Source organism: Janthinobacterium sp. HH106, assembly GCF_001758725.1.
GTDB lineage: Bacteria > Pseudomonadota > Gammaproteobacteria > Burkholderiales > Burkholderiaceae_D > Janthinobacterium.
In genome coordinates this window covers 252,672-278,124 of the sequence record NZ_LRIC01000073.1, presented here as the reverse complement: position 1 = coordinate 278,124, position 25,453 = coordinate 252,672, and the positions used below count along the sequence as shown (strand labels likewise).

At 61.7% G+C, this 25,453-nt stretch carries 26 protein-coding genes and 1 tRNA gene; 14 read left to right on the top strand and 13 right to left on the bottom strand.

Features of this window, described 5'->3' with window-relative positions; all coding sequences use genetic code 11:
* Positions 1–423: 423 nt before the first annotated feature.
* On the bottom strand, positions 424–1,200 hold the full coding sequence (locus JAB8_RS27955; RefSeq protein ID WP_070292462.1) for an enoyl-CoA hydratase: 777 nt from the start codon (positions 1,198–1,200) through the stop codon (positions 424–426).
* Between the two features lie 76 nt (positions 1,201–1,276).
* On the opposite strand from JAB8_RS27955, the gene JAB8_RS27950 reads away from it, so the two are divergent.
* Positions 1,277–2,578, top strand: a complete 1,302-nt coding sequence (locus JAB8_RS27950) for an MFS transporter (protein ID WP_070292461.1) — start codon at positions 1,277–1,279, stop codon at positions 2,576–2,578.
* A 137-nt stretch (positions 2,579–2,715) separates the two neighbouring features.
* Positions 2,716–3,153: a universal stress protein gene (locus JAB8_RS27945; protein WP_070292460.1), complete on the top strand. Its 438-nt coding sequence runs from the start codon at positions 2,716–2,718 to the stop codon at positions 3,151–3,153.
* 37 nt (positions 3,154–3,190) lie between these two features.
* On the opposite strand, the gene JAB8_RS27940 is transcribed toward JAB8_RS27945, so the two are convergent.
* On the bottom strand, positions 3,191–4,186 hold the full coding sequence (locus JAB8_RS27940) for a murein transglycosylase A (protein ID WP_343216124.1): 996 nt from the start codon (positions 4,184–4,186) through the stop codon (positions 3,191–3,193).
* 283 nt (positions 4,187–4,469) lie between these two features.
* On the opposite strand from JAB8_RS27940, the gene JAB8_RS29665 reads away from it, so the two are divergent.
* The gene (locus JAB8_RS29665) at positions 4,470–4,616 is read left to right on the top strand and encodes a hypothetical protein (protein ID WP_162995539.1); all 147 of its coding nucleotides are present in this window, start codon (positions 4,470–4,472) and stop codon (positions 4,614–4,616) included.
* A 25-nt stretch (positions 4,617–4,641) separates the two neighbouring features.
* On the opposite strand, the gene apaG is transcribed toward JAB8_RS29665, so the two are convergent.
* The gene (apaG, locus tag JAB8_RS27935) at positions 4,642–5,016 is read right to left on the bottom strand and encodes a Co2+/Mg2+ efflux protein ApaG (protein WP_034753698.1); all 375 of its coding nucleotides are present in this window, start codon (positions 5,014–5,016) and stop codon (positions 4,642–4,644) included.
* Between the two features lie 167 nt (positions 5,017–5,183).
* On the opposite strand from apaG, the gene rpe reads away from it, so the two are divergent.
* The 7 genes from rpe to JAB8_RS27900 all read left to right on the top strand — a co-directional run bounded on the left by rpe (position 5,184) and on the right by JAB8_RS27900 (position 11,307).
* Positions 5,184–5,858 carry a ribulose-phosphate 3-epimerase gene (gene rpe / locus JAB8_RS27930; protein ID WP_070223781.1) on the top strand — a complete coding sequence of 225 codons (675 nt, stop codon included), beginning with the start codon at positions 5,184–5,186 and terminating at the stop codon, positions 5,856–5,858.
* Complete coding sequence (locus JAB8_RS27925; RefSeq protein WP_070292459.1) at positions 5,858–6,562, top strand: phosphoglycolate phosphatase; 705 nt, start codon at positions 5,858–5,860, stop codon at positions 6,560–6,562. Before rpe ends, JAB8_RS27925 begins: the two co-directional genes overlap by 1 nt.
* 269 nt (positions 6,563–6,831) lie before the next feature.
* The gene (trpE, locus tag JAB8_RS27920; protein WP_070292458.1) at positions 6,832–8,328 is read left to right on the top strand and encodes an anthranilate synthase component I; all 1,497 of its coding nucleotides are present in this window, start codon (positions 6,832–6,834) and stop codon (positions 8,326–8,328) included.
* A gap of 1 nt (position 8,329) precedes the next feature.
* On the top strand, positions 8,330–8,893 hold the full coding sequence (locus JAB8_RS27915; RefSeq protein WP_070223786.1) for an aminodeoxychorismate/anthranilate synthase component II: 564 nt from the start codon (positions 8,330–8,332) through the stop codon (positions 8,891–8,893).
* A gap of 65 nt (positions 8,894–8,958) precedes the next feature.
* Positions 8,959–10,002, top strand: a complete 1,044-nt coding sequence (gene trpD / locus JAB8_RS27910) for an anthranilate phosphoribosyltransferase (RefSeq protein WP_070292457.1) — start codon at positions 8,959–8,961, stop codon at positions 10,000–10,002.
* Between the two features lie 34 nt (positions 10,003–10,036).
* The gene (gene trpC / locus JAB8_RS27905) at positions 10,037–10,837 is read left to right on the top strand and encodes an indole-3-glycerol phosphate synthase TrpC (RefSeq protein ID WP_070292456.1); all 801 of its coding nucleotides are present in this window, start codon (positions 10,037–10,039) and stop codon (positions 10,835–10,837) included.
* 20 nt (positions 10,838–10,857) lie between these two features.
* Positions 10,858–11,307 carry an energy transducer TonB gene (locus tag JAB8_RS27900; RefSeq protein ID WP_139143206.1) on the top strand — a complete coding sequence of 150 codons (450 nt, stop codon included), beginning with the start codon at positions 10,858–10,860 and terminating at the stop codon, positions 11,305–11,307.
* On the opposite strand, the gene JAB8_RS27895 is transcribed toward JAB8_RS27900, so the two are convergent.
* The 9 genes from JAB8_RS27895 to dkgB all read right to left on the bottom strand — a co-directional run bounded on the left by JAB8_RS27895 (position 11,258) and on the right by dkgB (position 21,997).
* Entirely contained in the window at positions 11,258–12,427 is a 1,170-nt protein-coding gene (locus JAB8_RS27895) for a GGDEF domain-containing protein (RefSeq protein WP_254679607.1), read from the bottom strand. The two genes, JAB8_RS27900 and JAB8_RS27895, sit on opposite strands and share 50 nt — an antisense overlap.
* 219 nt (positions 12,428–12,646) lie before the next feature.
* Positions 12,647–14,455, bottom strand: coding sequence for a M61 family metallopeptidase (locus tag JAB8_RS27890; RefSeq protein ID WP_275528115.1), 1,809 nt, complete (start codon positions 14,453–14,455; stop codon positions 12,647–12,649).
* A gap of 129 nt (positions 14,456–14,584) precedes the next feature.
* Entirely contained in the window at positions 14,585–15,193 is a 609-nt protein-coding gene (locus tag JAB8_RS27885; protein WP_070292453.1) for a nucleotidyltransferase family protein, read from the bottom strand.
* A 13-nt stretch (positions 15,194–15,206) separates the two neighbouring features.
* Positions 15,207–17,465 (bottom strand): xanthine dehydrogenase family protein molybdopterin-binding subunit, encoded by a 2,259-nt coding sequence (locus JAB8_RS27880; protein WP_070292452.1) that lies wholly within the window; start codon positions 17,463–17,465, stop codon positions 15,207–15,209.
* 10 nt (positions 17,466–17,475) lie between these two features.
* Positions 17,476–17,934 (bottom strand): (2Fe-2S)-binding protein, encoded by a 459-nt coding sequence (locus JAB8_RS27875; RefSeq protein ID WP_070292451.1) that lies wholly within the window; start codon positions 17,932–17,934, stop codon positions 17,476–17,478.
* A 132-nt stretch (positions 17,935–18,066) separates the two neighbouring features.
* Positions 18,067–18,783, bottom strand: coding sequence for a DsbC family protein (locus tag JAB8_RS27870; RefSeq protein WP_070223812.1), 717 nt, complete (start codon positions 18,781–18,783; stop codon positions 18,067–18,069).
* Positions 18,784–18,942: 159 nt separating this feature from the next.
* On the bottom strand, positions 18,943–20,175 hold the full coding sequence (locus JAB8_RS27865; protein WP_070292450.1) for an FAD-dependent monooxygenase: 1,233 nt from the start codon (positions 20,173–20,175) through the stop codon (positions 18,943–18,945).
* Positions 20,176–20,241: 66 nt separating this feature from the next.
* Positions 20,242–21,171 carry an LLM class oxidoreductase gene (locus JAB8_RS27860; RefSeq protein WP_070292449.1) on the bottom strand — a complete coding sequence of 310 codons (930 nt, stop codon included), beginning with the start codon at positions 21,169–21,171 and terminating at the stop codon, positions 20,242–20,244.
* A gap of 1 nt (position 21,172) precedes the next feature.
* Entirely contained in the window at positions 21,173–21,997 is an 825-nt protein-coding gene (dkgB, locus tag JAB8_RS27855; protein ID WP_070292448.1) for a 2,5-didehydrogluconate reductase DkgB, read from the bottom strand.
* 186 nt (positions 21,998–22,183) lie between these two features.
* On the opposite strand from dkgB, the gene JAB8_RS27850 reads away from it, so the two are divergent.
* The 3 genes from JAB8_RS27850 (at position 22,184) to JAB8_RS27840 (ending at position 24,129) form a co-directional block, all read left to right on the top strand.
* A tRNA-Phe gene (locus JAB8_RS27850) sits at positions 22,184–22,259 on the top strand.
* 240 nt (positions 22,260–22,499) lie between these two features.
* Entirely contained in the window at positions 22,500–23,663 is a 1,164-nt protein-coding gene (locus JAB8_RS28430) for an XRE family transcriptional regulator (RefSeq protein WP_275528114.1), read from the top strand.
* Positions 23,650–24,129, top strand: coding sequence for a DUF4411 family protein (locus JAB8_RS27840; RefSeq protein ID WP_070292446.1), 480 nt, complete (start codon positions 23,650–23,652; stop codon positions 24,127–24,129). Before JAB8_RS28430 ends, JAB8_RS27840 begins: the two co-directional genes overlap by 14 nt.
* Positions 24,130–24,178: 49 nt before the next feature.
* On the opposite strand, the gene JAB8_RS27835 is transcribed toward JAB8_RS27840, so the two are convergent.
* Entirely contained in the window at positions 24,179–24,718 is a 540-nt protein-coding gene (locus JAB8_RS27835; RefSeq protein ID WP_070223805.1) for a DUF2058 domain-containing protein, read from the bottom strand.
* 264 nt (positions 24,719–24,982) lie between these two features.
* Between JAB8_RS27835 and JAB8_RS27830 the strand changes: the two genes are divergently transcribed.
* Positions 24,983–25,288: a PsiF family protein gene (locus tag JAB8_RS27830; RefSeq protein ID WP_070292445.1), complete on the top strand. Its 306-nt coding sequence runs from the start codon at positions 24,983–24,985 to the stop codon at positions 25,286–25,288.
* Positions 25,289–25,453: the final 165 nt, after the last annotated feature.

Here is a 25,453-nt window from a genome sequence, read left to right as displayed (position 1 = left end):
ATGCCGCCAGCGTTCAATCTGAGCCAGGATCAAACTCTTCAGTTTAATCTCTGTTACTTTGCCCTTTTACAGGCACCGTCATTGCTGACGGGTCGCTCACTCAAAAAACTGACAGGCCACTACTTTCGTAGCGCCTATTTCATTATTTCTTGTGAACATTTGATATTTTAAGTTAGACGCCAATCCGAAGATTGACGCTGCACTTACATCAAATGCCCACACTTATCGACTGTTAATTGTTAAAGAACTGTATTCGGTGCTACTTTCGCGCTATTAACAAAGCGTTGTGTTTGTCAGCTGCGAAGAAGGAAGAGTATGAAGCGTTTCGGCTAATTCGTCAACCTTCTTTTTTACTACCCAGCCCCGGAAGGCCGCCCCTTTTGTGCCGCAAACTACTGCGTCTCATCGGGGAGGCGAATCATATCAAAGACCGTCGAAGTTTGGCAAGCGCTTTTCCAGGAAAGCGTGCATGCCTTCTTTTTGTGCAGGCGTGCCGAAGGCAGCCTGGAACAAGCGGCGCTCATAGGCGACGCCATCGGTCAAGGTCGTTTCAAAGGCGCGGTTGACGCAATCCTTGATCATCATGGCCACCGAGGTCGGCATGGCGGCGATGGTCTTGGCGGCAGCCAGGGTTTCTTCCAGCAACTTATCGGCCGGCACGACGCGCGACACCAGGCCGATGCGTTCCGCCTCGGCGGCATCGATGGTGCGTGCCGTGAGCAGCAGATCCATGGCCTTGGCCTTGCCGATGGCGCGCGGCAAGCGCTGCGTACCGCCCGCGCCAGGCGTGACGCCAACCTTGATTTCCGGCTGGCCGAATTTGGCGCTGTCGGCGGCGATCAGGAAATCGCACATCATGGCCAGTTCGCAGCCGCCACCGAGCGCATAGCCGGCCACCGCGCCCACCACCGGTTTGCGCACGCGCAAGATATGCTCCCAGTTGCGGCTGATGTAACCCTGGGTAAAGGTATCGGGATAAGTATAGTCGGCCATGGCGGCGATGTCGGCGCCGGCGGCAAAGGCTTTTTCGCTGCCCGTGAGCACGATGCAGCCGATATTCTCGTCCGCGTCGAATTTCAGCAAGGCGTGGCCCAGCTCATTCATCATGTTGTCGTTCAAGGCATTCAAGGCCTTGGGACGGTTCAGGCGGATGACCGCCACCTTGTCCTGGATGTCGATGATCAGGTCTTCGTATTGCATAGTGTCTCCTCTCGATGAACGGTGCAACGATTGTAGCGGCTAACGGCAGCGGCGCGGCAGGTGCGCTGCTATTATTGTGAGTCCGATCACCTTTATCGAGCAGCGTATTTTCTCCTCCTTCTTCCAGTACTGCACCCGCTATCTGCGCGGCGACGGCAGCGCCGCCAGCGTCAATTTCCGCCGCCTGTGGTTCAGCAACGGCCTCAATTGCTTCGGCGCCCAGATCACCTCGCTGGCCCTGCCCCTTTGCGCGGTACTGCTGCTGCATGCGACGCCGGAACAGATGGGCGTACTGGTCGCGCTACAGGCGCTGCCGTTCGCCCTGTTTGGCTTGCCCGTCGGCGTGCTGCTGGACAGGCGCAGCAAGCACCCGATCATGCTGTTCAGCGAAAGCATGTCCGGCCTGGCCCTGGCCAGCGTGGCCGTGGCCTACTGGTGCGGCGTGCTGTCGATGCCATGGTTATATATAGTGGGATTCATCATCGGCACGGGCTTTGTCGTCGGCGGCGGCGCCGAACAGGTGTTTCTGACTTTCCTCGTGGGCCGCGATGGCTTGATCGATGCGCAATCGAAATTTGCCGCCACGGAATCGGCTTCGCGCCTGATCGGCCCCGGCCTGGCCGGCGTGCTGGTGCAAGTGCTGTCGGCGCCCGTCGCCATCCTGTGCACGGCTTGCGGCTATCTGGTTTCCGTCTTCAATCTGCGCGCCATGAGCGTGCGCGACCCGCGACCGGTTCCCTCCGACAAGCACGCCCTGCGCGACATCGCCGACGGCTTGCTGTTCGTCTGGCGCGAGCCGCTGCTGCGCGCGCTTGCCTGGGGCGCCGGCATCTGGCACTTCCTGTTTTACGCCAGCATGGCCTTGACGGTGCTGTTCGCCACGCGCGACCTGGGCATGAGCCCTGGCGTGCTGGGCATGACGCAGATGCTGGGCGGCGCCGGCGTCTTGCTCAGCGCCTTTATCGTCAAGCCGCTGACGACGCGCTACGGCGCTGGCCGCACCATCCTGATCGGCCTGGCTTCGACCTCGCTCTGCTTTGCCCTGACGCCAACGATTCCCGCCGCGCTGTTCGGCAGCGCGGCGGCCAGTGCCGTCGCCTATGCCATATTGATGTTCTTTTTCGATTGCGGCGTGATGCTGTTCTTTATTCCCTACCTGGGCTTGCGCCAGAAAGTCACGCCCGATCCCATGCTGGGCCGCATGACATCGACCATGCGCTTCCTGACGGTGGCAACGGCGCCGCTGGGCGCGCTGGCCGCCGGCTGGGTCGCGGAACATTTTGGCGTGCGCAATGGCCTGGCCTGCATCGCGGCAGGCAGCATTGCGTTGACGGTCGCCATGGTATGGGGCACGCCGCTGCGTAGCGTGCGCACCTGAAGCGAGGAACGGGCATACACTGATGAAAGATTGCCTTGGCGACACTATTCATGCCAAAGCCTGTGAGGTTTGATTTACATCAAGGTTTTAATTGATGTAAATCCATAAGCTGTCTTACATCACTTGAGGAGCACGCCATGTTTAACACCATCTTATTTCCCACCGACGGCTCGCCGTTGTCCGACAAAGCCGCCGAGACCGCCCTCGCCTTTGCCCAATTGAACAAGGCCAAGCTGGTCGCCATCAGCGTGGTGCAACCGTTCCCGTTCTCGCCGATGGCCGACGGCGGCATCGTGCTCGACGCCAGCCTGTATGAACAGCAGATGCAGGAAGCTTCGCAACGCGCGATCGACAAGATCGGCGCAGCGGCGCGCGCCGCCGGCGTGGCTTTCGAAGGCGTGGTGGCAGTGTCACCGAGCCCGCACGACGAAATCGTCAATGCGGCGCAAACCTACCATTGCGACATCATCCTGATGGCCTCGCATGGCCGCAAGGGCTTGAACAAGCTGTTCGTGGGCAGCGAAACGCAAAAAGTGCTCGCGCATACGCATTTGCCGGTCATGGTTCTGCGTTAAGCCAGACAATAACTACCCCGGCGTCGCGCGCAGCAACTCACCGCGCCGGTGCCTGCTTCGGCAACAATACCCACACGGCGCCGCTCTGCTTCATGCGGCCCGCATTCTCGGCCGCTTCCGCGCCAAAGCCAAAGAAATAATCGACACGGATGGGCCCGCGAATGGCGCCGCCCGTATCCTGCGCCATCACCAGGCGCTGCATGGGAATCTCGCTATTGGCTTGCGTCGTGGACAAAAACACGGGCGCGCCCAGCGGCAGGAAGCGCGAATCGATGGCCACCGAGCGCTGCGGCGTCAACGGCACGCCCAGCGCACCCTTCGGCCCCACTTTCGGATCGGGCAAACGCTCTTCCTTGAAGAAGACATAGCTGGGGTTAGCGTTGAACAATTCATCCTTGCGCGTCGGGTGGCCGGCAATCCACGCCTTGATGCCTTGCGCGGACGCCTGGCTCAGGGTCAGCTCGCCCTTGTCGACCAGGTAGCGGCCAATCGACTTGTAGGGGTGGCCGTTTTGATCCGCATATGCCACGCGCACGGTTTCCTGCGTATCGGTCAGCTGCACGCGGCCGGAACCCTGCACCTGCAGGAAGAACGCCTCGACTTCGTCATCCACCCACAGCAATTCCTTGCCCGTGACGGACGTGGCGCGCTCGATATCGGCGCGGGTCGCGTACGGTATCACCTTCTTGCCGACCAGCTTGCCCCGCAGGCGCATGTTCTTCAGTTCCGGATACACGCCAGCCAAGTCCACCGAGACCAGGTCGTCAGGCACCTTGTACAGTGGCGTCTGGTATGGACCGCCGCGCTTGCGCGCGCCGTGCAGCAGCGGCTCGTAGTAGCCGGTGACGAGGCCCGTGCTGGCACCATCGGCCGTAATGACTTGATTGGGCACAAAGAAGGTCTCGAAGAACAGACGGATGGCCTTGTCGCTGTCGGCATTCACCTGGCGCGCGATCGTGCACGATTCCTTCCAGTCCGGACGCTTCACCAGCACGCCGCACGAAGCCATGAAGGCTGGCCAGGCGGCGCGCATGTCGTCGCGGGCCCAACCAGGCAAGGCGGCGAACTTGGCGGGCACAAAGGTGGGCGCTGCCACATCCGCGGCATCCTTGGCGTCGGCCGGCTTGGCGGGCACGGGCCTGACGACGGTCGGCGCGATGGGCGGCGCCTTGCCGCCGGCGGCGGCCGGTGGCGCCGATGGCGTGGTACAGGCGGAAAGCGCAAGCGCGACGGCGCCGATGGAAACGGGTAGACTACCGCGTGTCAACAGACGGCGGGTAAATACTAAGCTGCGGGTAAATAACATAGGGGTGCGTATGTGGATCTTGATGATAGAGGCGCTGGTGGCGTTCTTCTTGCTGGCATTTATAGTCTGGTGGACCATGTATTCGGGTAAAAAACCCGCGCCACCGGCACGCAAACAGCTCGGCGAAGAACAGGACGGCACCGAGAAACTGAAATAAGGGGGCGCGAGCCCCCGGCGAGGCATCAATGCAGGGTGCGCGGCACCGACAGCACGAACTCGGGAATCGGCGCTTCGAACTGATGGCCGTCTTCGGCCACGCAGAAGTATTCGCCATGCATCGAGCCTTGCGGCGTGCCCAGCATGGTGCCGCTCGTGTACTCGAACTGCTCGCCCGGCTGCAGCAGCGGCTGGTGGCCGACGGCGCCCAGGCCCCGTACCTCTTCCACCTTGTTGTTCGCATCCGTGATGACCCAGTGGCGCGAAATCAGTTGCGCGCCGGCCGTGCCCGTGTTGACGACGCGGATCGTGTAGCTGAACACGTGCCGCCCCTGGTCCGGTGCCGATTGCTCGGGCAGGTATTGCGTCTTGACCGTTACCGTAAATTCATAAGTCGCCATCGTCATTCCTATTCAGACATTGCCAGTCGTATTGTGTGTCGCGCGCGACGCATTGACCATCGCGCGATGCGTATTCTGTGTTTCACGGTCCTTCAATGAAGCATGGTACCGGCGTCAAGCGTAAAATAGCGCATCTTCGCATTTTCTACTCTCAGCCTTTAGCCACCATGACAACATTCCGTATCGCTCCCAGCATCCTGTCCGCCGACTTTGCCCGCCTCGGCGAGGAAGTGCGCAACGTCGTTACCGCCGGCGCCGACATCATCCACTTCGACGTGATGGATAACCATTATGTGCCGAACCTGACCATCGGCCCGCTGGTGTGCGAAGCGATCCGCCCGCACGTGCAAGTGCCCATCGACGTCCACCTGATGGTCAAGCCTGTCGATCGCATTATCCCGGATTTCGCCAAGGCTGGCGCGAACATCATCACCTTTCACCCGGAAGCGTCGGATCACGTCGACCGTTCCTTGCAGCTGATCCGCGACAATGGCTGCAAATCGGGCCTGGTCTTCAACCCGGGCACGCCGCTGCACTACCTGGAACACGTGATGGACAAGATCGACATCATCCTGATCATGTCGGTCAACCCGGGCTTCGGCGGCCAGTCCTTCATCCCGCAAGCGCTGAAGAAAATCGCCGAAGCGCGCCGCATGATCGACGAATCGGGCCGTGACATCATGCTGGAAGTCGATGGCGGCATCAAGATCGACAACATCGCCGCCGCCGCAGCAGCAGGCGCCGACACCTTCGTCGCCGGCTCGGCCATCTTCGGCAAGCCCGACTACAAGGCCGTCATCGACGCCATGCGCGCCGAGCTGGCATCCGTCAAGGGCGCCTGATGCAAGCGGGCACGGTGAAAGACCACGTACTGGCCGGCGTGCGCGCCGCCATCATCGACCTCGATGGCACGATGCTCGACACCGTGCCCGATTTTCATGTCGCCATCAACGGCATGCGCGCCGAACTGGATCTGGCACCCATCAGCGCCGAGGCCATCAAGCGGATGGTGGGCAAGGGCTCGGAAAACCTGATCCGCACCGTGCTGGCGCTCGACTTCGACGCGGCCGGCGTGGAACAGCATTTCGAGCAGGCGATGGACGGTTACCAGCGCCACTACCTGGCCATCAACGGCCAGTTCAGCACCCTGTATCCGGACGTGGAAGCGGGGCTGGCGGCGATGAAGGCGGCGGGCCTGCGCCTGGCCTGCGTCACCAACAAGCCGATCGCCTTTGCCCTGCCCCTGCTGAAACTGAAAAACCTCGACCAGTATTTCGAGATCGTCTACGGCGGCGATTCGCTGCCAAGGAAGAAACCGGATCCGCTGCCGCTGCTGCAAGTGTGCGTGGACTTCGACCTGGCGCCCGCCAAAGTGGTGGCCATCGGCGACTCCTCGAATGACGCGCAAGCGGCCAGGGCTGCGGCTTGCCCCGTATTGACGGTACCGTATGGCTACAATCACGGACACTCTATACACGATACCGATTCCGATGGTATAGTAAAGACACTGCTCGAAGCAGCACGTTTTATTGGCATGCAAAACTAAGCGGCATACTGACCAAACCCAACACCATATCGTGAACACGTTTCTCATCAAAAAACACAATGTCACCCAAACCGGCTCGATTGAGGCCTGGCTTTGGCGACGCTGGCAATCCTGGCAGGCTTAAGGGCCGAGCCGTTACGATTGCTGCCGGCTGCACACGCGTCCTTTGCGCCTCTTGCGCAAGTTCCATGTACCGGCAAGTTTTTTGATAACCCACCGCAGGGTTTGTGCACTATGCACACTCATACCCTGACGGCATGGAGAGAAACATGACCGAACTCGAATTCAAATCGCTGGGCCAGCAAGGCTACAACCGCATCCCCCTGATCGCGGAAGCGTTCGCCGACCTGGAAACCCCGCTCACCCTGTACCTGAAACTGGCACAGGCCCAACACGGCGGCAAGAACACCTTCCTGCTCGAATCCGTCGTCGGCGGCGAACGCTTCGGCCGCTACTCCTTCATCGGCTTGCCCGCCACGACCGTGTTGCGCAGCTACGGCAAACGCACCGAAATCGTCAAGAACGGCAGCGTGATCGAAGAACACGAAGGCAATCCGCTCGACTTCATCGAACAATTCCAGTCGCGCTTCAAGGTCGCCCTGCGCCCCGGCATGCCGCGCTTCTGCGGCGGCCTGGCCGGCTACTTCGGCTACGACACCGTGCGCCACATCGAGAAAAAACTGGCCGGCGGCGCGCCGAAAGATGACCTGAAGCTGCCCGACATCCAGCTGATGGTGACGGAAGAACTGGCCGTCATCGACAACCTGTCCGGTAAACTCTACCTGATCGTCTACGCCGACACGGCGCAGCCCGAATCGTTTTCGAAAGCACAGCAGCGCCTGAAGGACTTGCGCATGATGCTGCGCCGCGGTGTCGATGCGCCCGTCACCAGCGCTTCCGTGCGCACGGAAACCATCCGCGATTTTTCCAAGGAAGACTACCTGAAGGCGGTCGCCAAGGCGCATGAATACGTGATGGCGGGCGACCTGATGCAGGTGCAGATCGGCCAGCGCATCCGCAAGCCATATGTCGATTCGCCGCTGACCCTGTACCGCGCCTTGCGTTCGCTCAATCCATCGCCGTATATGTACTTCTATAATTTCGGCGACATGCAGATCATCGGCGCCTCGCCCGAGATTTTGGTGCGCAACGAAACGACGGCTGACGGCGGCAAGAAAGTCACTTTGCGTCCGATTGCCGGCACGCGTCCGCGCGGCGCCACGCCCGAGCGCGACGCCGAGCTGTCGGCCGAGCTGCTGGCCGATCCGAAAGAGATCGCCGAGCACGTGATGCTGATCGACCTGGCGCGCAACGACATCGGCCGCATCGCCGAAACGGGCAGCGTGCAAGTCACCGACCGCATGGTCATCGAAAAATACTCGCATGTGCAGCACATCGTCTCGAACGTGGAAGGCACCCTCAAGGAGGGCCTGTCGAACCTGGACGTGCTGCGCGCGACCTTCCCCGCCGGCACCCTGACGGGCGCGCCGAAAGTGCGCGCCATGGAAGTGATCGACGAACTGGAAATCACCAAGCGCGGCATCTACGGCGGCGCCTGCGGCTACCTGTCGTTTGGCGGCGAAATGGACGTGGCGATCGCCATCCGCACGGGCGTGGTCAAGGACGGCATGCTGTATGTGCAGGCCGCGGCCGGCATCGTGGCCGACTCCATCCCCGAAATGGAATGGCAGGAAACTGAAAACAAGGCGCGCGCCGTACTGCGTGCCGCCGAACAAGTGCAAGATGGCCTGGATGGAGGGTTTTAAGATGCTGCTAATGATCGACAACTACGACTCCTTCACCTACAACATCGTGCAGTATTTCGGCGAGCTGGGTGAAGACGTGCGGGTCTACCGCAACGATGAAATCACGATCGCACAGATCGAGGCGCTGAACCCGGACCGCATCTGCATCTCGCCCGGCCCGAAAGCGCCGGCACAGGCGGGCATTTCGGTGGAAGTACTGAAACACTTCGCCGGCAAGAAGCCGATACTGGGCGTATGCCTGGGCCACCAGGCCATCGGCGATGCGTTTGGCGGCAAGGTCATCCGCGCCAAGCAGGTCATGCATGGCAAAACTTCCCTCATCGCGCATACGGGCGTGGGCGTCTTCAAGGACATTCCCAGCCCCTTCACAGTGATCCGCTACCACTCTTTGGCGATCGAACGCGCCTCGCTGCCTTCCTGCCTGGAAGTGACGGCGTGGACGGACGACGGCGAAATCATGGGCGTGCGCCACCGGGAATACGATATCGAGGGCGTGCAATTCCACCCTGAATCTATCCTCTCGGAGCACGGCCACGCCCTGCTGAAGAATTTCCTCGAGCGCTGATCCCATGCGCACGCCCCGGCGTGCCATCAGTGTCCTCCTGCGCCATCATTGAAGAAGGAAGCATCATGCCGATCACCCCACAAGAAGCCCTGCTGCGCTGCATCGAACACCGCGAGATCTTTCACGACGAAATGCTGTACCTGTTCCGCCAGATCATGTCCGGCGAAATGTCGCCCACCATGATCGCGGCCCTCACCATGGGCTTGCGCGTGAAAAAGGAAACCATCGGCGAAATCGCCGCCGCCGCGCAAGTGATGCGCGAGTTTTCCACCAAGGTGCCCATGGCCGACACCACCAACCTGCTCGACATCGTCGGCACGGGCGGCGACGGCGCGCACACGTTCAATATTTCCACCGCCTCGATGTTCGTGGCGGCGGCGGCGGGCGCGCGCGTGGCCAAGCACGGCGGGCGCAGCGTGTCGTCCTCGTCCGGCAGCGCCGACGTGCTCGATTCCTTGGGCGTCAACATCAACCTGCAGCCCGAGCAGATCGCCCAGTCGATCGCGCAAACGGGCATCGGCTTCATGTACGCGCCGAACCACCACGCGGCCATGAAGCATGCGGCGCCCGTGCGCCGCGAATTGGGCGTGCGCACGATCTTCAATATCCTCGGTCCGCTGACCAATCCCGCCGGCGCGCCGAACATCCTGATGGGCGTATTCCACGCCGACCTGGTCGGCATCCAGGTGCGTGTGCTGCAGCGCCTGGGCGCACAGCATGCGATCGTCGTGTATGGCCGCGACAATATGGATGAAGTGTCGCTGGGCGCGGCCACCATGGTGGGCGAATTGATCAACGGCGAGATCCGCGAATATGAAATCCATCCCGAAGACTTCGGCATGTCGATGATCGCCAGCCGCAATCTGAAGGTGGCCGATTCCATCGAATCGAAAGCGAAGATGATGGAAGCGCTGCGCGGCGAGCCTGGTGCCGCCGCCGACATCGTGGCCCTGAATGCGGGCACGGCGTTGTACGCGGCCGGCGTGGCCAGCTCGATCGAAGACGGCCTGGCGCGTGCGCGCACCGCCGTCAGTTCGGGCGCCGCGCTGGCGAAACTCGACCAATTCGTGCGCGTGACGCAGCAGCTGGGTGCCCCGCCGCAAGCGTAAGCTCTCCGCCCTCCTTGATAGAATAGCGACCATCATGTCCGACATACTCGATAAAATCCTGGCCGTAAAAGCCGACGAAGTGGCCAAGGCCAAAGCCCGCCGCAGCCTGGCCAGCCTGCGCGGCGACGTGGAAAGCGACAGCGCCCTGCGTGCCGGCCTGCGCGGCTTTGAAGCGAGCCTGCGCCAGCACATCGCCGCCGGCAAGCCCGGCATCATCGCCGAAGTCAAAAAGGCGTCACCGTCGAAAGGCGTGATCCGCGCCGACTTCCGTCCGGCAGACATCGCCGCCAGCTATGCGGCGCATGGCGCGGCCTGCCTGTCCGTGCTGACGGACGAACAGTTCTTCCAGGGATCCGTGGATTATCTGCAGCAGGCGCGCGCCGCCTGCGCCATTCCCGTGCTGCGCAAGGATTTCATGGTCGACATGTACCAGATCTATGAAGCGCGCGCCATGGGCGCCGACTGCATCCTCCTGATCGTCGCGGCGCTCGACCATGGCCTGATGGCCGAGATGGAAGCGTGCGCCCACGAACTGGGCATGGGCGTGCTGATCGAAAGCCACGACGGCGAAGAACTGACGGCGGCATTGAAACTCAAGAGTGCGCTGATCGGCATCAACAACCGCAACCTGCGCACGTTCGAAACGTCGCTCGACACGACCATCAATCTCTTGCCGAGCATCCCGCAGGACAAATTGATCATCACTGAATCGGGCATCCACAGCACGGCCGACGTGCAACGCATGCGCGATGCGCACATCCACAGCTTCCTCGTGGGCGAAGCGTTCATGCGCGCACCGGACCCCGGCGTGGAGCTGGAACGCCTGTTCAGTTAAACCATGGTAGGCTGGCAGTCATGAGACACGCGATCACCGTCCTTGCCACTGCTGCCCTGCTGTCGGCTTGCCAGACTGCGCCCCCGCCAGCGGAGCGCATGCCCCGCACGCCGGCCGCGATACAGCTTGCCGCCAGCATCGACGCCTACAAGGCGCTGGTGGCACAGCAGATCATGGCGGCCAACGCAGAATACACGTTCAGCGGGCGCCTGCCGCTCATGCTGCCGGCCATCGTCGTGCTCGACCTGAGCGTGGGTCCCGATGGCGAACTGAAAAGCGTGCACGTGCACCGTTCGCGCGACAGCGAAGCATCGGCCGCCGCGCTGGCCGCCGTGCGGCGCGTGCAGGTCTTCTTTCCGCCGGCCGCACACCTGATGCGCCGCCACGCCCGCACCTTCGATTTTTCCGAAACTTTCCTCTTCAACGACCAGTACCGCTTCCAGCTGCGGACATTGTCCGGTCCTCAGTAAACGCACAAGCATCGAGTTCGATGCGGTCTCGTCCACGCTCCTTGGCCAGGTACAGGGCCGCATCGGCGCGCGACAGCAACTGTTCCAGCCCTTCCACCACCGATGCCTGGCAAGCGACGCCGATGCTGACCGTACATGGTGGCAGCCCCGCATGACTGGGCTCGCGCAGCAAGGCGCGGATGCGTTCGGCCACGCCCAGCGCGTTATGCACCGGCATATCCGGCATCAGCACGACGAACTCCTCGCCGCCGAAACGCGCCACGCAATCCGATTCGCGCAGGGCGCCTTTGATAACGGCGGCCACATGCGCCAGCACCTGGTCGCCCACCGCGTGACCGTGGCGGTCATTGATCAATTTGAAGTAATCGAGGTCGATGCTGAGCAGTGTCAGCGGCAAACGGCGGCGCCGCAGATTGCCTATCTCGCGCGCATAGGCGTCGCCAAAGCCGCGCCGGTTCAGCACCTGCGTCAGCGGATCGTGGGTCGAGCGGCGCTCCAGTATCTGCTGCAGGCGCCGGGTCGCCACCGTCATGAAGCCTACCGTCAGCAGCAGCGCCATGAAATTGGCAACCGCCAGATAGATGCCGGCCGGCGTGCCTGCCACCGTCAGGTTCACGCTGGCGCCGCCATGCAGCAAGGCCGACACGCCGCGCACCAGCACCACGACGGCTTGCAGCAGCATCAGCGCGCCAAAGAACAAACTCGAGAAATGGCGCTCGCCATGGCGCCATACCAGTTGCACCTGGCGCGCATAAAACAGGAAGACCAGCAGGGAGAATACCGCCACGCGCGCCGAGAAGTCGGGGTGCGCCAGCAGCCACCAGCAATTGCCGGCGATGGCCAGGACAAGTATCAGCAGATAGGCGCGGCGGCTGGGCGCCAGGCCAAAGAATTTCTCCGTGCCCAGCATCGACAGGCCGATGCCGGCCACCAGCGCCGCATTGGCCGCGATTATGGACAATGCCTGCGGCAGCACCTCGCGGGTGCCGAACAGCAAGGACGCGCATACCAGCAGCAGCAAACCGGCCGCCCAATGTCCGAGGCCATGCACCTCGCGCCGGAAACTGCGGTACACCGAGAACATGACGACGCTCATCGCCCCGCACATCAGGGTCGTCATCAGCATAATCGTTCGAGGATCGAGGGTTTGCACGTTGGGCGCGGTCGAAAAGAATCAGTTCGGCAATTTTAGTTTAGTTAAAGAAAAATTAGTTCATTTGCAGTAAATATGATGGCAATACGCCAATTTCAGGGGAGGCGTCACATTGAGACATTGCTGCCTGAAATAGAAAACCGGCCAGTGAGGCCGGTTTTCTGTCTTACTGCATGACAAACAGCATCATGCCGCGCTAGGACGCTTCGGCCCCGTGGCTTTCTTTGTCGCCGGCAGCAGGGCCAAGCTGACACCGGGCACGCGGTCGCCCTGCAGAACGGCGGCAAACGTCATCAACTCGTCGCGGCGGAAGGCGTGCACCGTCACTTTGGCACCGACGGCATAGCGGCCCAGCAAGGTGTCGAGGTTCGCCGGGTTGCCCGTCACGCGCAAGCCATCGACGGCCACCAGCACGTCGCCCGCCGACAGGCCCGCCACGTGGGCGCCGCCGCCCTGGTGCACCTGCGCCAATTTGGCGTCATTGCCGTCGCGGCCCAGGTTGACGTCCAGGCTGGCTTTTTCCGCCTTGCGCGCGTCGCTGTATTTCACGCCGAACGGCGCCAGCAGGCGCGCCAGCGGCACGTCGTCCGTGCCGCGGATGTAGCGCTCGAAGAACGGTTTCATGCGCGTGCCTGAAACCTCGTCGAACAGGGCTTCGACTTCGGCCGGCGTCACGCCGCGCGCTTTACCCTTGTAGAAATCACGGCCATAGCGCTGCCACAGCGCCTGCATCACATCGTCCAGCGATTTTGCGCCATTCGTCTTGCTGCGCAAAGTCAAATCGAAAGCCAGCGCGATCAGCGAACCCTTGGTGTAGTAGCTGACGATGGCGTTCGGCGCGTTTTCATCCTGGCGGTAGTACTTGCCCCAGGCGTCGAAGCTGGAATCGGCCACGCTTTGCTTGGTGCGGCCGCTGCCGCGCAGCACGCTGTTGACGGTCTTGCCCAGCAATTTGAAATAGGCCGCTTCGTCGATCAGGCCCGCGCGCACCAGCATCAGGTCGTCGTAATAGCTGGTGAAACCCTCGAACAGCCACAGCAGCGGCGAATAGCTTTCCGCCTGCAGGTTGTACGGCGCGAAGGCGGCCGGCTTGATGCGCTTGACGTTCCAGGTGTGGAAGTACTCGTGGCTGCACAGGCCCAGGAATTTCAGGTAGCCATCGCCGATTTCCGTGCCATTGGAGGCCGTCGTCGGCAGGTCAGCGCGCGCGCAGATCAGCGCCGTCGAGGCGCGGTGTTCGAGGCCGCCGTAACCGTCGCCGACGGCCATGGTCATGAACACATAGCGGTCCATCGGCGCTTTCTTCGTCTTCGGCTCGAAGAAGGCGATCTGCGTTTCGCAGATGGCTTTCAGGTCGCGGCACAAACGCGGCAAGTCCAGGTTCGGCACCTTGCCCGTGACGACGATATCGTGCGGCACGCCATATGCGGTGAAGGTGGCCAGCGCGAAGTCGCCCATTTCCACCGGATGGTCGATCAGCTCATCGTAGTTGGCCGCCTGGTAGCTGCCGAAGCCGTAGCGCTTGGCCTTCAGTTCCGGCAGGGTGGTGGCGACTCGCCAGGTCTTGCAGGCCGCATCCTTGGGCTGCACGATGTGCACTTCATGGGCGTCGGATTCCTGGCCCAGCACGCGCAAAAACACGCTGGTGCCGTTGAAGAAGCCATGATTCTGGTCCAGGTGGGCGGCGCGCACGGACAGGTCCCAGGCGTAGACGTCGTATTCGACCGTCAATGGGCCCTTGCACGGGGCGGCTTGCCACGAATGCTTGTCCAGTTTGGTCAGCGCCACGGCCTTGCCCTCGGACTCGGCGCGGATGCTGACGATGTTGCGCGAAAATTCGCGGATCATGTAGCTGCCCGGGATCCAGGCCGGCAAGGCAAATACCTGGCCGATGGCGGCTGGCGACTTGACGGTCAACGTCACCTTGAACATGTGGCCAGCCAGATCAGCGGCGGCGATGCTGTAGATGATGCCGGCGGCCGTCGTGGTTTTCACTGCGATTTTCACTGCGGTTTTCGCCGCGGCTTTGCTTGTGGCTTTGCCGCTTGCCTTGGCTCCCGCCTTGGCGGTGATTTTTTGAATCGGTGCTTTCTTCATGTTTTCCTCGTGTCTGGCATGGATGTTCTACAATCGCCCGGGCGCGCCAGGCACCGGCGACAAATCGTCAGGGGTATCAATATCGCGCAAGATGCCGCCGTCGTCCACTGTCACTTCGCACACGGCATGGCTGTTGACGATGCTGCGCGCGCCCTGGTCGCCATCGAGCGCCAGCAGCAGCGGCAAGTGAAGAGCGCTGAATGCGACAGGATTGCCGCGCCGTCCCTGGAACACGGGCACGGCGATGTGCGCACCATCGCCGACAGCTTGCGACAAGGCGGCGATTGTAGCCGCTTCCACGAAAGGCATGTCGCCCAGGGCGATCAGCCAGCCCGGCGCGCCGCGCACGTAATCGATGGCGCAGGTCAGCGACGCGGCCATGCCCGTGTCGGCGTCATGGCAGACGCGTACCTCGCAGCCGAGCGCGCCGAGCACGCGCGCCACCTGCGTATCGTCGGCGCGCACCACGGCCAGCACGCGCGGCAGGGCCGCCAGCATGTTCCTGGCCGCTGCCACTACCACGGGCAAGCCCGCATGCGGGCCTTCGGCCAGCGGCTGCAATAATTTGTTCTGTACGCCGGAAGGGTCGAACCTGCGTCCCCTTCCGGCTGCCAGCAAGATGCCGACCGTACTCAAAAAACCGCTGCCGTCATGCGGCCGCCAGGTCGAACGGCAGCTTGCGCAGGCGCTTGCCCGTCAGGGCGAACAGCGCGTTGGCAAACGCGGGCGCCAGCGGCGGCACGCCCGGTTCGCCCATGCCCGTCGGCGCATCGCCCGACGGCACCAGGTGCACCTCGATCACAGGCATGTCGGGCATGCGCGGCACGGGGTAGTCGCCGAAGTTCTGCTGCTCCACCACGCCATCCTTGAGCGTGATGGCCGCGCCGGGGATGGTCATGCCCAGCGCCATCAGCGCGGCGCCCTGCACTTGCGCCTCGATCGTCAAGGGGTTGACGGCCAGGTTGCAATGCACGCCCGCCCATACCTGGTGCAGCTTGGGCGCCCCCTCCACCACGGAGGCCGTCACCACGTAGGCGACGACAGAGTTGAACGACTCGTGCATGGCCACGCCCCAGGCCTGCCCTTTCGGCAGCTTCTTCTTGCCATAACCGGACTTGGCCACGGCAAGGTCCAGCGCGGCGATGTGGCGCGTGTGCTTGGCGTCGATCAGCTGCTTGCGGTAGGCGACGGGATCCATCTTCGCCACGTGCGCCGCTTCGTCGATCAGCGTCTCCATGACGAAGGCCGTATGCGTCGAGCCGACGGAGCGCCACCACAGCACGGGCACGTTTGCCTTGGCCGTATGCACGGACAGCTTCATCGGCAAGGTGTACGGCTCGCCCATGCCTTCGACCATGGTGCCGTCGACGCCATTTTTCACCATGAACGCTTCGAACGGCGTGCCGGCCATGATGGACTGGCCCACGATGGTGTGGTCCCAGGCGAGTATCTTGCCCTTGGCGTCGAGGCCGATCTGCGCGCGGTGCACATGCGACGGCCGGTAGTAGCCGCCCTTGATGTCATCCTCGCGGCTCCACATCAGCTTTAATGGACCGCTCTTGCCCGCAGCCCGGTACGCCTTGGCGACGTTGACGGCTTCGACCACGTAGTCGGACGAGGGCACGGCGCGCCGGCCGAAGCCGCCGCCCGCCATCATCGTGTGCAGGGTCACCTGCTCCGGTTTCAGGCCGGAAGTAGCGGCAATCGCCGCCTGGTCGCCCGTCTGGAATTGCGAACCGACCCACATCGTGCATTTGTCGGCCTGCAGGTCGACCACGCAATTGAGCGGCTCCATCGGCGCGTGCGCCAGGTAGGGGAATTCGTAGATGGCTTCGATCTTCTTCGGCGCCTTGGCCAATGCCGAGACATCGAATGCGCGCGCCACCGTGCCCGGCGTCCTGGCCAGCGCCTTGAAGGCGGCCAGCTGCTTGTCGCTGCTGACCTTTTCCACGGCGCTGCTGTCCCACTCGATCACCAGCGCATCGCGCCCCTGCTTGGCGGGCCAGTAACCGTCGGCGATGACGGCCACGCCGCTGCCGCCACGGTCGGTTTTCACTTCCAGCACCTCCAGCACGCCCTTGATGGCTTTCGCCTTGCTGGCGTCGAATTTCGCCACCTTCGCGCCAAACACGGGCGGGCGCGCCACCATGGCCACCTTCGCGCCGGGCGGCTTGAAGTCGATTCCGAACTGCTGTTTTCCCGTGGACTTGGCGGCCGCGTCCAGGCGTTTCACGGGTTTGCCGATGATGGAAAATTCGCGCGGGTCCTTCAGCTTGACGGTGGCGGGCAAGGGCTGGCGCATGGCCGCGTCGGCAAACTCGCCATACGTCGCCTTTTGTCCGCCGGGGCCATACAGCACGCCCTTGGCGGCCCGTACCTGGTCGGGATTGACTTTCCACTGCGCGGCGGCGGCGCCCACCAGCATGGCGCGCGCCTTGGCGCCGATTTCGCGGTACTGCGTAAACGAATGGGCGATGCTGCCCGAGCCGCCCGTCATCTGCATGCCATAGGCGGCATCCTTGTACTGCTCGCCAGCCGGCGCCAGTGCGCCATGCACCAGGCTCCAGTCGGCGTCGAGTTCCTCGGCGATCAGCATGGGCAAGCTCGTTTGCACGCCCTGGCCGAATTCCAGCCGGTTCACCTGCACCGTGACCGTGTTATCGGGGGCGATGTGCAAAAAGGCGTTCGGCGCATACACGGGCTTGGCGGGAGCGGCATCGGCCGCCTGCGCCAGCTTGCCTGCGCCGGGCAGGAAAAATCCCAGCATCAAGCCGCCGCCGGCCACCGCGCCGGCCTTCATGAATCCACGCCGCGAGACGCCATCGGCCACCGGCGCCGATGCCAGCGCCGTGCCCAAGGTCACTGCGCCATGCTGCAATGCTTCCTGATTCAACCATTCGATACGCATGTCGCTCTCCTCAGGCCAGGGTCTTGGCCGCGTCCTTGATGGCTGCGCGGATCCGTTGATAGGTGCCGCAGCGGCAGATATTGCCGCTCATGGCGCCGTCGATGTCGGCATCGCTGGGCGACTTGTTGGTGCGCAGCAGCGCCGTGGCGCTCATCACCTGGCCGCTTTGACAGTAGCCGCATTGCGGCACGTCGTGGCGCACCCATGCCGCCTGCACGGCCTTGCCCACTTGGTCGTTTTCCATCGCTTCGATGGTGGTGATCTTTTGCGCGCCCACAGATGAAATGGGCGTGATGCACGAGCGGATCGGCTGGCCGTCGAGGTGCACCGTGCAGGCGCCGCACAGGGCCGCGCCGCAACCGAACTTGGTGCCCGTCATGTTCAGGTTATCGCGCAGCGCCCACAAGATGGGCGTGGAAGGATCGGCGTCGACTTGCGTGTCGCGTCCGTTGATATTCAAGGTAATCATCTGCTGCTTCCCCTTTTTTGGATTGTTATGGCGTCTACGAACTACACTTGATGATACGACAGCGGAAAAAAACGCAAAAAAAAGCGCGCCTTGCGAGGGCGCGCCGTCCAGCCTTCCTGGCGACAGCCCGGATTACTTAATGGTCGAGAATTTCTGTTCCAGCGTCTTCGCATCGACCGCGCCCGGAATGCGGCTGCCGTCGGCAAAGAAGATGGCTGGCGTGCCCGAGACGCGCAATTGCTGGCCCAGGGCGAGGATTTTTTCGTGCGGGTTGGCGCAAGTGGCGGCGACCGTGGCTGGCGCCTTGCCGTTCAACATCCAGTCATCCCAGGCCTTGTTGCGGTCCGGCGCGCACCAGACATTGCGCGACTTGACGATGGAGTCCGGCGACAGGATGTTGTACATGAAGGTGTAGACGGTGACGTTGTCGATTTCCTTCAGCGCGTTCTGGCGGAAGCGCTTGCAGTAGCCGCAGTTCGGATCTTCGAACACGGCGATCACGCGCTTGCCGTTGCCCTTGACGGTTTTCATGGCCGAATCGAGCGGCAAGTCCGAGAACTTGATGCGGTTGACTTCGTCCAGGCGCACCTTGGTCAGGTCCTGCGACGTCTTGGCGTCGAAGACGTGGCCGACGAACAGGTATTGCGCGGATTTGTCCGTGTACAGGATGTCGCCGCCCGTGCGCACTTCGTACAGGCCGCCGTACGGGGTTTCCTTGACCGAGTCCACCTTGGCGCCTTCGCCCAGGCGCGGCTCGATCAGCTTTTTGATGCTCGCTTCCGTCGGCGTTTCCGCGCCGGCGCACGACATCATCAGGCCCGAGGCCAGTACCAATGCGATTCTGCTCATTTTGATCACTATCACTTCTCCACTTGAAACGCCCGGCGGGACTGGCCTCTGGCCCGGCGTCGTTATCTTTTCGACAAAACGATCGCCGCAGACCAGCTGCGGCGACCTTGAATTTTCACTGCTGCCATTATCCGGCGATATCTTAAGATACGCTGATATTTACGGATGTCCCAATGCGTGCGAGATCATTTTTCGCTTCAGCGCAGGTAATTTATCCAGCAAGTTTAATCCCAAATTGCGAACCACGCGCAACGGCTCCAGATCGGCGCCGAATAACCGCGCCAGGCCGTCGGTCGCCAGCTGCATCAACAGCACGTCTTCCTTGCGCGCGCGCGCATAGCGCGCCAGCACGCGCTCGTCGCCGATGCCGCGGTGCGCTTCGCGTTCGCCGATCGTCTTGACCAGCTGCGCCACGTCGGCAAAACCCAGATTCATGCCGTGGCCGGCCATCGGATGGACCACGTGGGCGGCGTCGCCGACCAAAGCCACGCGCGGCGCGACCATGGCGTGCGGGCGCATCAGGGTCAGAGGAAACGCGCGCACCAGCTCCGGCTGCAGCGGCGTGAGTTTACCCAGCTTATCGTGGCAATACGCGGCCAGGCGCGCGGCCAGGGCGTCGGCCGGTTCGGACATCAAGGTATCGGCCAGCGCATCGGGCGCCGACCAGACGAGAGAGACGCGCTCGCCCGGCAGCGGCAGCAGCGCGACGATGCCTTCGCTGCCCGTAAACCACTGGTGGGCCGCGCCATGGTGCGGCTTTTCGCAGGCGAAGTTGCTGACCACGCCGCGCTGGCCGTAGGAGCGGTAATCGAGACCGATGTCGCACTGGCCCCGCACCCACGACTGGGCGCCGTCGGCGCCCACGACCAGCGCGCAAGTGATGGTGTCGCCGCCGTCGAGGTGCACGATGGCCGAGTCGTTCGTCCATTCCAGGCGGCTGGCGCGGCCCTGCAGCACGCTGACGTTCGGCGCGAATTTCAGGGCGGCGTCCAGCGCCTGGCCCAGGTTGCGGTCTTCGATGATCCACGCCAGTGCGCCCACATGGGCGCCGTAGGCGTCGAAACCGAGTCCGCCCGCCTGCGCGCCGTCGCCGTTGACCAGCATGGCATCGACGGGCGCCACCCTGTCGCCCTCCAGCGCGCCCCATACCTTCAGCGACGACAGCAGCTGGTGCGCAGTATGATTGAGCGCATACACGCGCACATCCCAGCTGGCTTCGACCGGCCTGGCGGTGGGTGCCGGAGGGTTCGCCGGGGATAACAGCGTGACGCTTTGTCCTGCCTGGGCAAACGCCAGCGCCGTGGTTTTCGCGATGGCGCCATTGCCGACGATGCAAACGTCGCTGTGGCTGTGCATGAAGCGCCGCATGGTGGGGGGAGTGGGACTGTTCATGCGGTCATTATAGCGTTTGCCGCCCCCGTTTCAGCTAGTCAGGAAGTACAGAACGCATGCCCCAGGTCAAGCGGCGCCATGAAACACGGGCAGCACGTATTCGCCGATCTCCTGCATCGTCTCGGCCAGCGGGCGCCGGTTCTGCCGCAGCTGCAGGCCAATATGCCGCACGCCGGCCGCGCGCATGGCGTGCAGCTCGGCGATCAGGCCATCGCGCCCCGTACGCCCGCCGAAGCGGAAGCGCTGCAGCGGCAAGGTCGGATCGTCATCCAGGTCCAGGTGGATGAAGCTGACATACGGCTTATCGTCCCCGGCCACGGCGCGCCATTGGGCGGAACGCCGGGCATGGTCTTCCGGCGTGCCCGGATAGGCGAGCCAGCCGTCCATCTGCGCGCCTATCCAGGCCGGCGACTGCTGCGCCAGCCCCGCCACCAGCAGCGGCAACGGTGCGGCCGGCTTGGGCAGCAGGCGGATGCCGGGCGGCAGGCGTATATCTCCCCAGTCGCGCAGCATGGCCACCTGCTCGCGAAAAGCCTCACCGCGCTGCGCGAAATCGCGGCCGAAGACGGGATACTCGACGGGCCGGTCGCCGCTGGCCACGCCCAGCAGCAAACGCCCGCCGCTCAACTGGTCGACGCTGGCCGCCGCTTTTAAAGTCAGCACCGGTTCGCGCAGCGGCAGCACCACGGCGGCCGTGCCCAGCAAGATGTTCTCGGTGACGCCGGCCAGGTAGCCCAGATACGTAAATACCTCGAAGACCTGGGCCGCGTCGCCGAACGACGGATCGTACAGGGGCACGTCGCGCAGCCACAGGGTCCGGAAACCCAGGCGGTCGGCCAGCTTTGCCAGCACCGCATGCTGTCGCATGTCCGGCTCGCCCGGCACGCGGCCGCAGGCCGCATTCGCCTGGCGCCCCGTGGACCACCAGTCATTATCGAGCGGCAGTTCCAGGCCGATACTGAAACCGCCCTGCCCCAGCTTCGTCATGGCGCCCATCTCAATCCCACTGCGGCGCCAGGCCGTCCGGGTTGGCCAGGCGCTCGCCCCGTTCCAGGGCGGCCATCTGCGCCATCTCGTCCGGCGACAGGGTGATGCGCCGGAAATGCAGGTTCGCTTCCAGGTTGGCGCGCTTCGTCGACGACGGAATCACGGCAAAGCCCTGCTGCAGCGACCAGCTCAGGGCCACCTGCGCCGGCGTCACGCCATGTCTGGCTGCAATGGCCGCGATCACGGGGTCGGCGACCACCTTGCCGTACGCGAGCGGCATATAGGCCGTGATGTGGATGCCCTGGCTGCGCGCGAACTCGATGACCTTGCGGTTTTGCAGGAAGGGGTGGATCTCGACCTGCTGCGTGGCGATTTCCGCCGCGCCCACCGTATCGATGGCTTGCCGCAGCTGCGCATTCGTGAAATTCGATACGCCGATGGCCTTGGTCAGCCCTTGCGCCTTGGCCTGCGCCAGCGCCGCCATGTACTCGGCCACGGGAATCGCGTCCTGCGGCGACGGCCAGTGGATCAGCGTCAAATCCAGCTGCTCCAGCTGCAGCTTGTGCAGGCTGTCTTTTAAACTGGGAATCAGCTTGTCGCGCTGCAGATTGTCGATCCATATCTTGGTGGTGACGAACAACTCGTCGCGCGGGACGGCGCTGGCCGCGATCGCCTGGCCCACGTCGGCTTCATTGCCGTAGATTTGCGCCGTGTCGATATGGCGGTAGCCGACGTCGAGGCCCGTCGTGACGGAATCGATGACGACCTGCCCCTGCAGGCGGAAGGTGCCCAGGCCGATTTCAGGGATGGCGGTGTGTTGGGTAATGGCGTGCATGCGGTAATCCTCTCAAATACATTTCGATGGCCACACTATGCGCCCATCCTTTGTTGAGAAAAATACCGTTTATATCAAATCATATTTGACCCCTGCGCAAGTAACGGAGTGTAAATCCTGGAAATGCAGGAAAAGTCGCAGCTGGCTCTTGCATTCCCGTTTTGGTCTGCTATAATTCGCCACCTTGGCCTGGTAGCTCAGTCGGTAGAGCAGAGGATTGAAAATCCTTGTGTCGGTGGTTCGATTCCGCCCCGGGCCACCAAGAATTCAGCAGCACCTATCAAAAACGCCACCTTCGGGTGGCGTTTTTGTTTGTGGGCGCTGAAATTTCAACTGAAGCCTGACCTACCTCTGATACCGATACGGCTTCCGCCGCTATGATGCAACGGTACGCCTTCAACTCTTGTTGACTCAAAATACTATACGGCCATCAACTTCGAGGAAACACCACGGATGGGACGTTACTGGAGAGCACAGGCGACCGGACACCACACGGACATGTATGTATAATTTACCCACAATGGAACGAATTCATTCGATCAATGCGTCCCGAATAGCTTGGTGCTGCGCTGACCACGGCATGACTACTGACGAACTTGCGGCTGAGGTCAATATCACGCCGAATAGCATGGATCGCCTCATGAATGGCGGAGGCCTGACATTCACTCAACTAAGTAAAATTGCTGAATATTTTGGACGAGGGGTATTATTTTTTCTCGAACCAGGCCCGGCAATTGAAGAGCAAGTACACACCTTGGCTTTCCGCACACTTGCGAACCAAAAGCCTGAGATGACAACGAAGCTAAAGAAATTCATCGAACGTGTGGAACGCCAGCGTTCGGTTTATTTAAGCTTGCGTGATGAACTGAGCAATCAAGATTTGCCAATTTTCGCACCACCAGATCTTCCCCTCGACAACCCACGTGAAGCGGCAAAAATTGCAAGAAACTGGTTGCAATTAAATGTCACCAATACGTTTGATACATATCGCGATGCTGTCGAAGCGCGGGGAATTCTCGTGTTCCTTAGTAATGGATACAATGGGAAGTGGCAAATTGCGAAAGAAAATCCAATTCTCGGTTTTGCACTATACGATCCCGAGTGCCCAGTCATTGTGGTCAAGAAGCAGCAATGGCATCCGCAACAATCATTTACACTCATGCATGAACTGGGGCATCTCCTGCTACACAAAGCAAGTTCAATCGATGACGAAGATGATATGCATTCGCACCGCGGCTTAGAACGTGATGCAAATGCGTTTGCAGGTCATATGCTGGTGCCGGACGATTTTTTGGCCAGCATCGATGATGCGACTCGCCCAGCCAACGCGGCAGAATTCGATACTTGGTTGTCGTGGGAGCGAAAAGCTTGGGGCGTCAGTGCCGAAGTCATTTTACGACGATTGCTTGATAGCGGACGATTACAACAACATCAATATTCGGCTTACCGTGAATGGCGATCCAATTTGGTTTTTCCAGAGGGCGATGGCGGATCGCGGGCCTATCGACATCGAGAACCCAAACATATTTTCGGGGATACATTTGTTCGCACGGTATTAAATGCCCTCAGCGGCCGCCATATTACCCTTTCGAAAGCTAGCAGCTATCTTGATGGTCTAAAACTTAACGATCTGCATCAACTGGAACGTTACTATGCAGGTGTTTGACGCATCCGCTATTGTCTATGCTTGGGACAACTATCCCTTAGCCCAGTTCCCTAGCATGTGGCGATGGATAGCAGATAAATTAATCGATCACACTATCACAATGCCTAATGTAGCATTGTCTGAAGTCGGACATGTGGCACCTGAGTGCGCGCGGTGGCTCGAAGACAACAAGATAGGCACGTTTGCCATGAGCGATGCCATTCTTCAAGATGCCGTACGCATTAAAAATTTACTTGGAATCATCGGCGATCAATACGGGGGTGGGGTCGACGAGAATGACCTAATGATTATCGCCACCGCACGCGCCGCTCAAGCGCGTCTTATTTCCAATGAGGCAGCACAGCCTGGTCGCCCAAAATCAATGGCAAATTATAAAATTCCAGCGGTATGCGCACTGCCAGAAGTTAGGGTGAATTGCATCGCTTTCGTGGAATTCATCAAGCAATCCAAAGTCGTATTCGGCTAACAATCACCTTATCACCCGTTGTCTTCACCCAGAACCGCAGCGTCCTGTTTTACCACATCAAATCATCAGGAATCTGGAACGCCGCGTACGGATCGTCCTCATCCACTTGCGTGCTGGCCTGTTTCACGCGCACGACGATGGCGGGGTCGCGTTCGGCGATCTTGTCGGCGATGATGCGCGGCACCAGCTCCACGGCGCCGCCGAGGCAGACGATCACCAGACGGCCCGCCACCAGGTGGGCTTGCACGGCGGCCGTCACATAGATGCGCTCGATCTTGTTGTTGAACGTGAAGTTATACGGCACGTCGCCGTTGTTGCCCTTGCTCTGGCGGTTCTTTTGCACCATTTGCGCGATTTGCGCCACGATGGCTTTCTGGTTGGCGGCCGCGTCGCGCTGGGCGTTCAGTTCGCGCGCGCGCTCGGCGTTCTTGCGCTGGGTCTCGAGCGCGGCCAGGCGCACCTCGTCGACGCTTTGCGTGCCGCTCTTGCGCTCGTCCTTTTTTTGCTTGCTCTTGTCCTGGTTGGCCAATTTGACCTTCTTCTTGTCGACCAGGCCGGCCTTTAAAAACTGCTCTTGCAACGAGACCATAACTACTCCGTAATGAGGGTGCGCCGGCCAAGGCAGCGGCATCGGCCGGTGGAAAGACGCTAGCATAGCAAAAAACGGGGCCGCTGCCGCCGCAACATGGCGGCCCGGGCCAGCCGGCGGGGACTTGGCGCCAGGCCGTAACAAAAAGACACACTCGAGTGGAAATTTTGTTGATAAATGTCATATAGTTAGTTACGTTCTGCATATCGGCACTTTCCAGCCGGTTGCATGCCCCTTCCATCGTTTGCGTCTAAAGGATTTGCCATGAAACAATTAATCGCCCTCTGCATCGCCGCCGCGTTTGCCAGCACCGCCTTTGCCGCCGCACCGGAAGCGGCGCCCGCCGCCAAGACGGCGCAACAGTCGAAAATGACCACCTGCAATGCGGATGCCGCCGGCAAGAAAGGCGATGAGCGCAAAACCTTCATGAAGGAATGCCTGAGCGCCAAGCCGGCGCCGGCCATGACGCAGCAAAACAAGATGAAGGCGTGCAATGCCGACGCCAAGGACATGAAGGGCGACGCGCGCAAGGCGTTCATGAAAGAATGCCTGAGCGCGCCAAAGAAATAAGCGCCGCTTCGAAGCGCCCGTGTGCGCTTCACTGCACAGCGCCAGCCGACAGGCTGGCTTTTTTTTGCTCCCATCAAACGGCGCGGCGCCCAGGGCAGAATGACCATCCCCGCCAAAGGGCCGATGAATGAGGCAGCCACGCGGAACGCCGGCAATCATGACCAA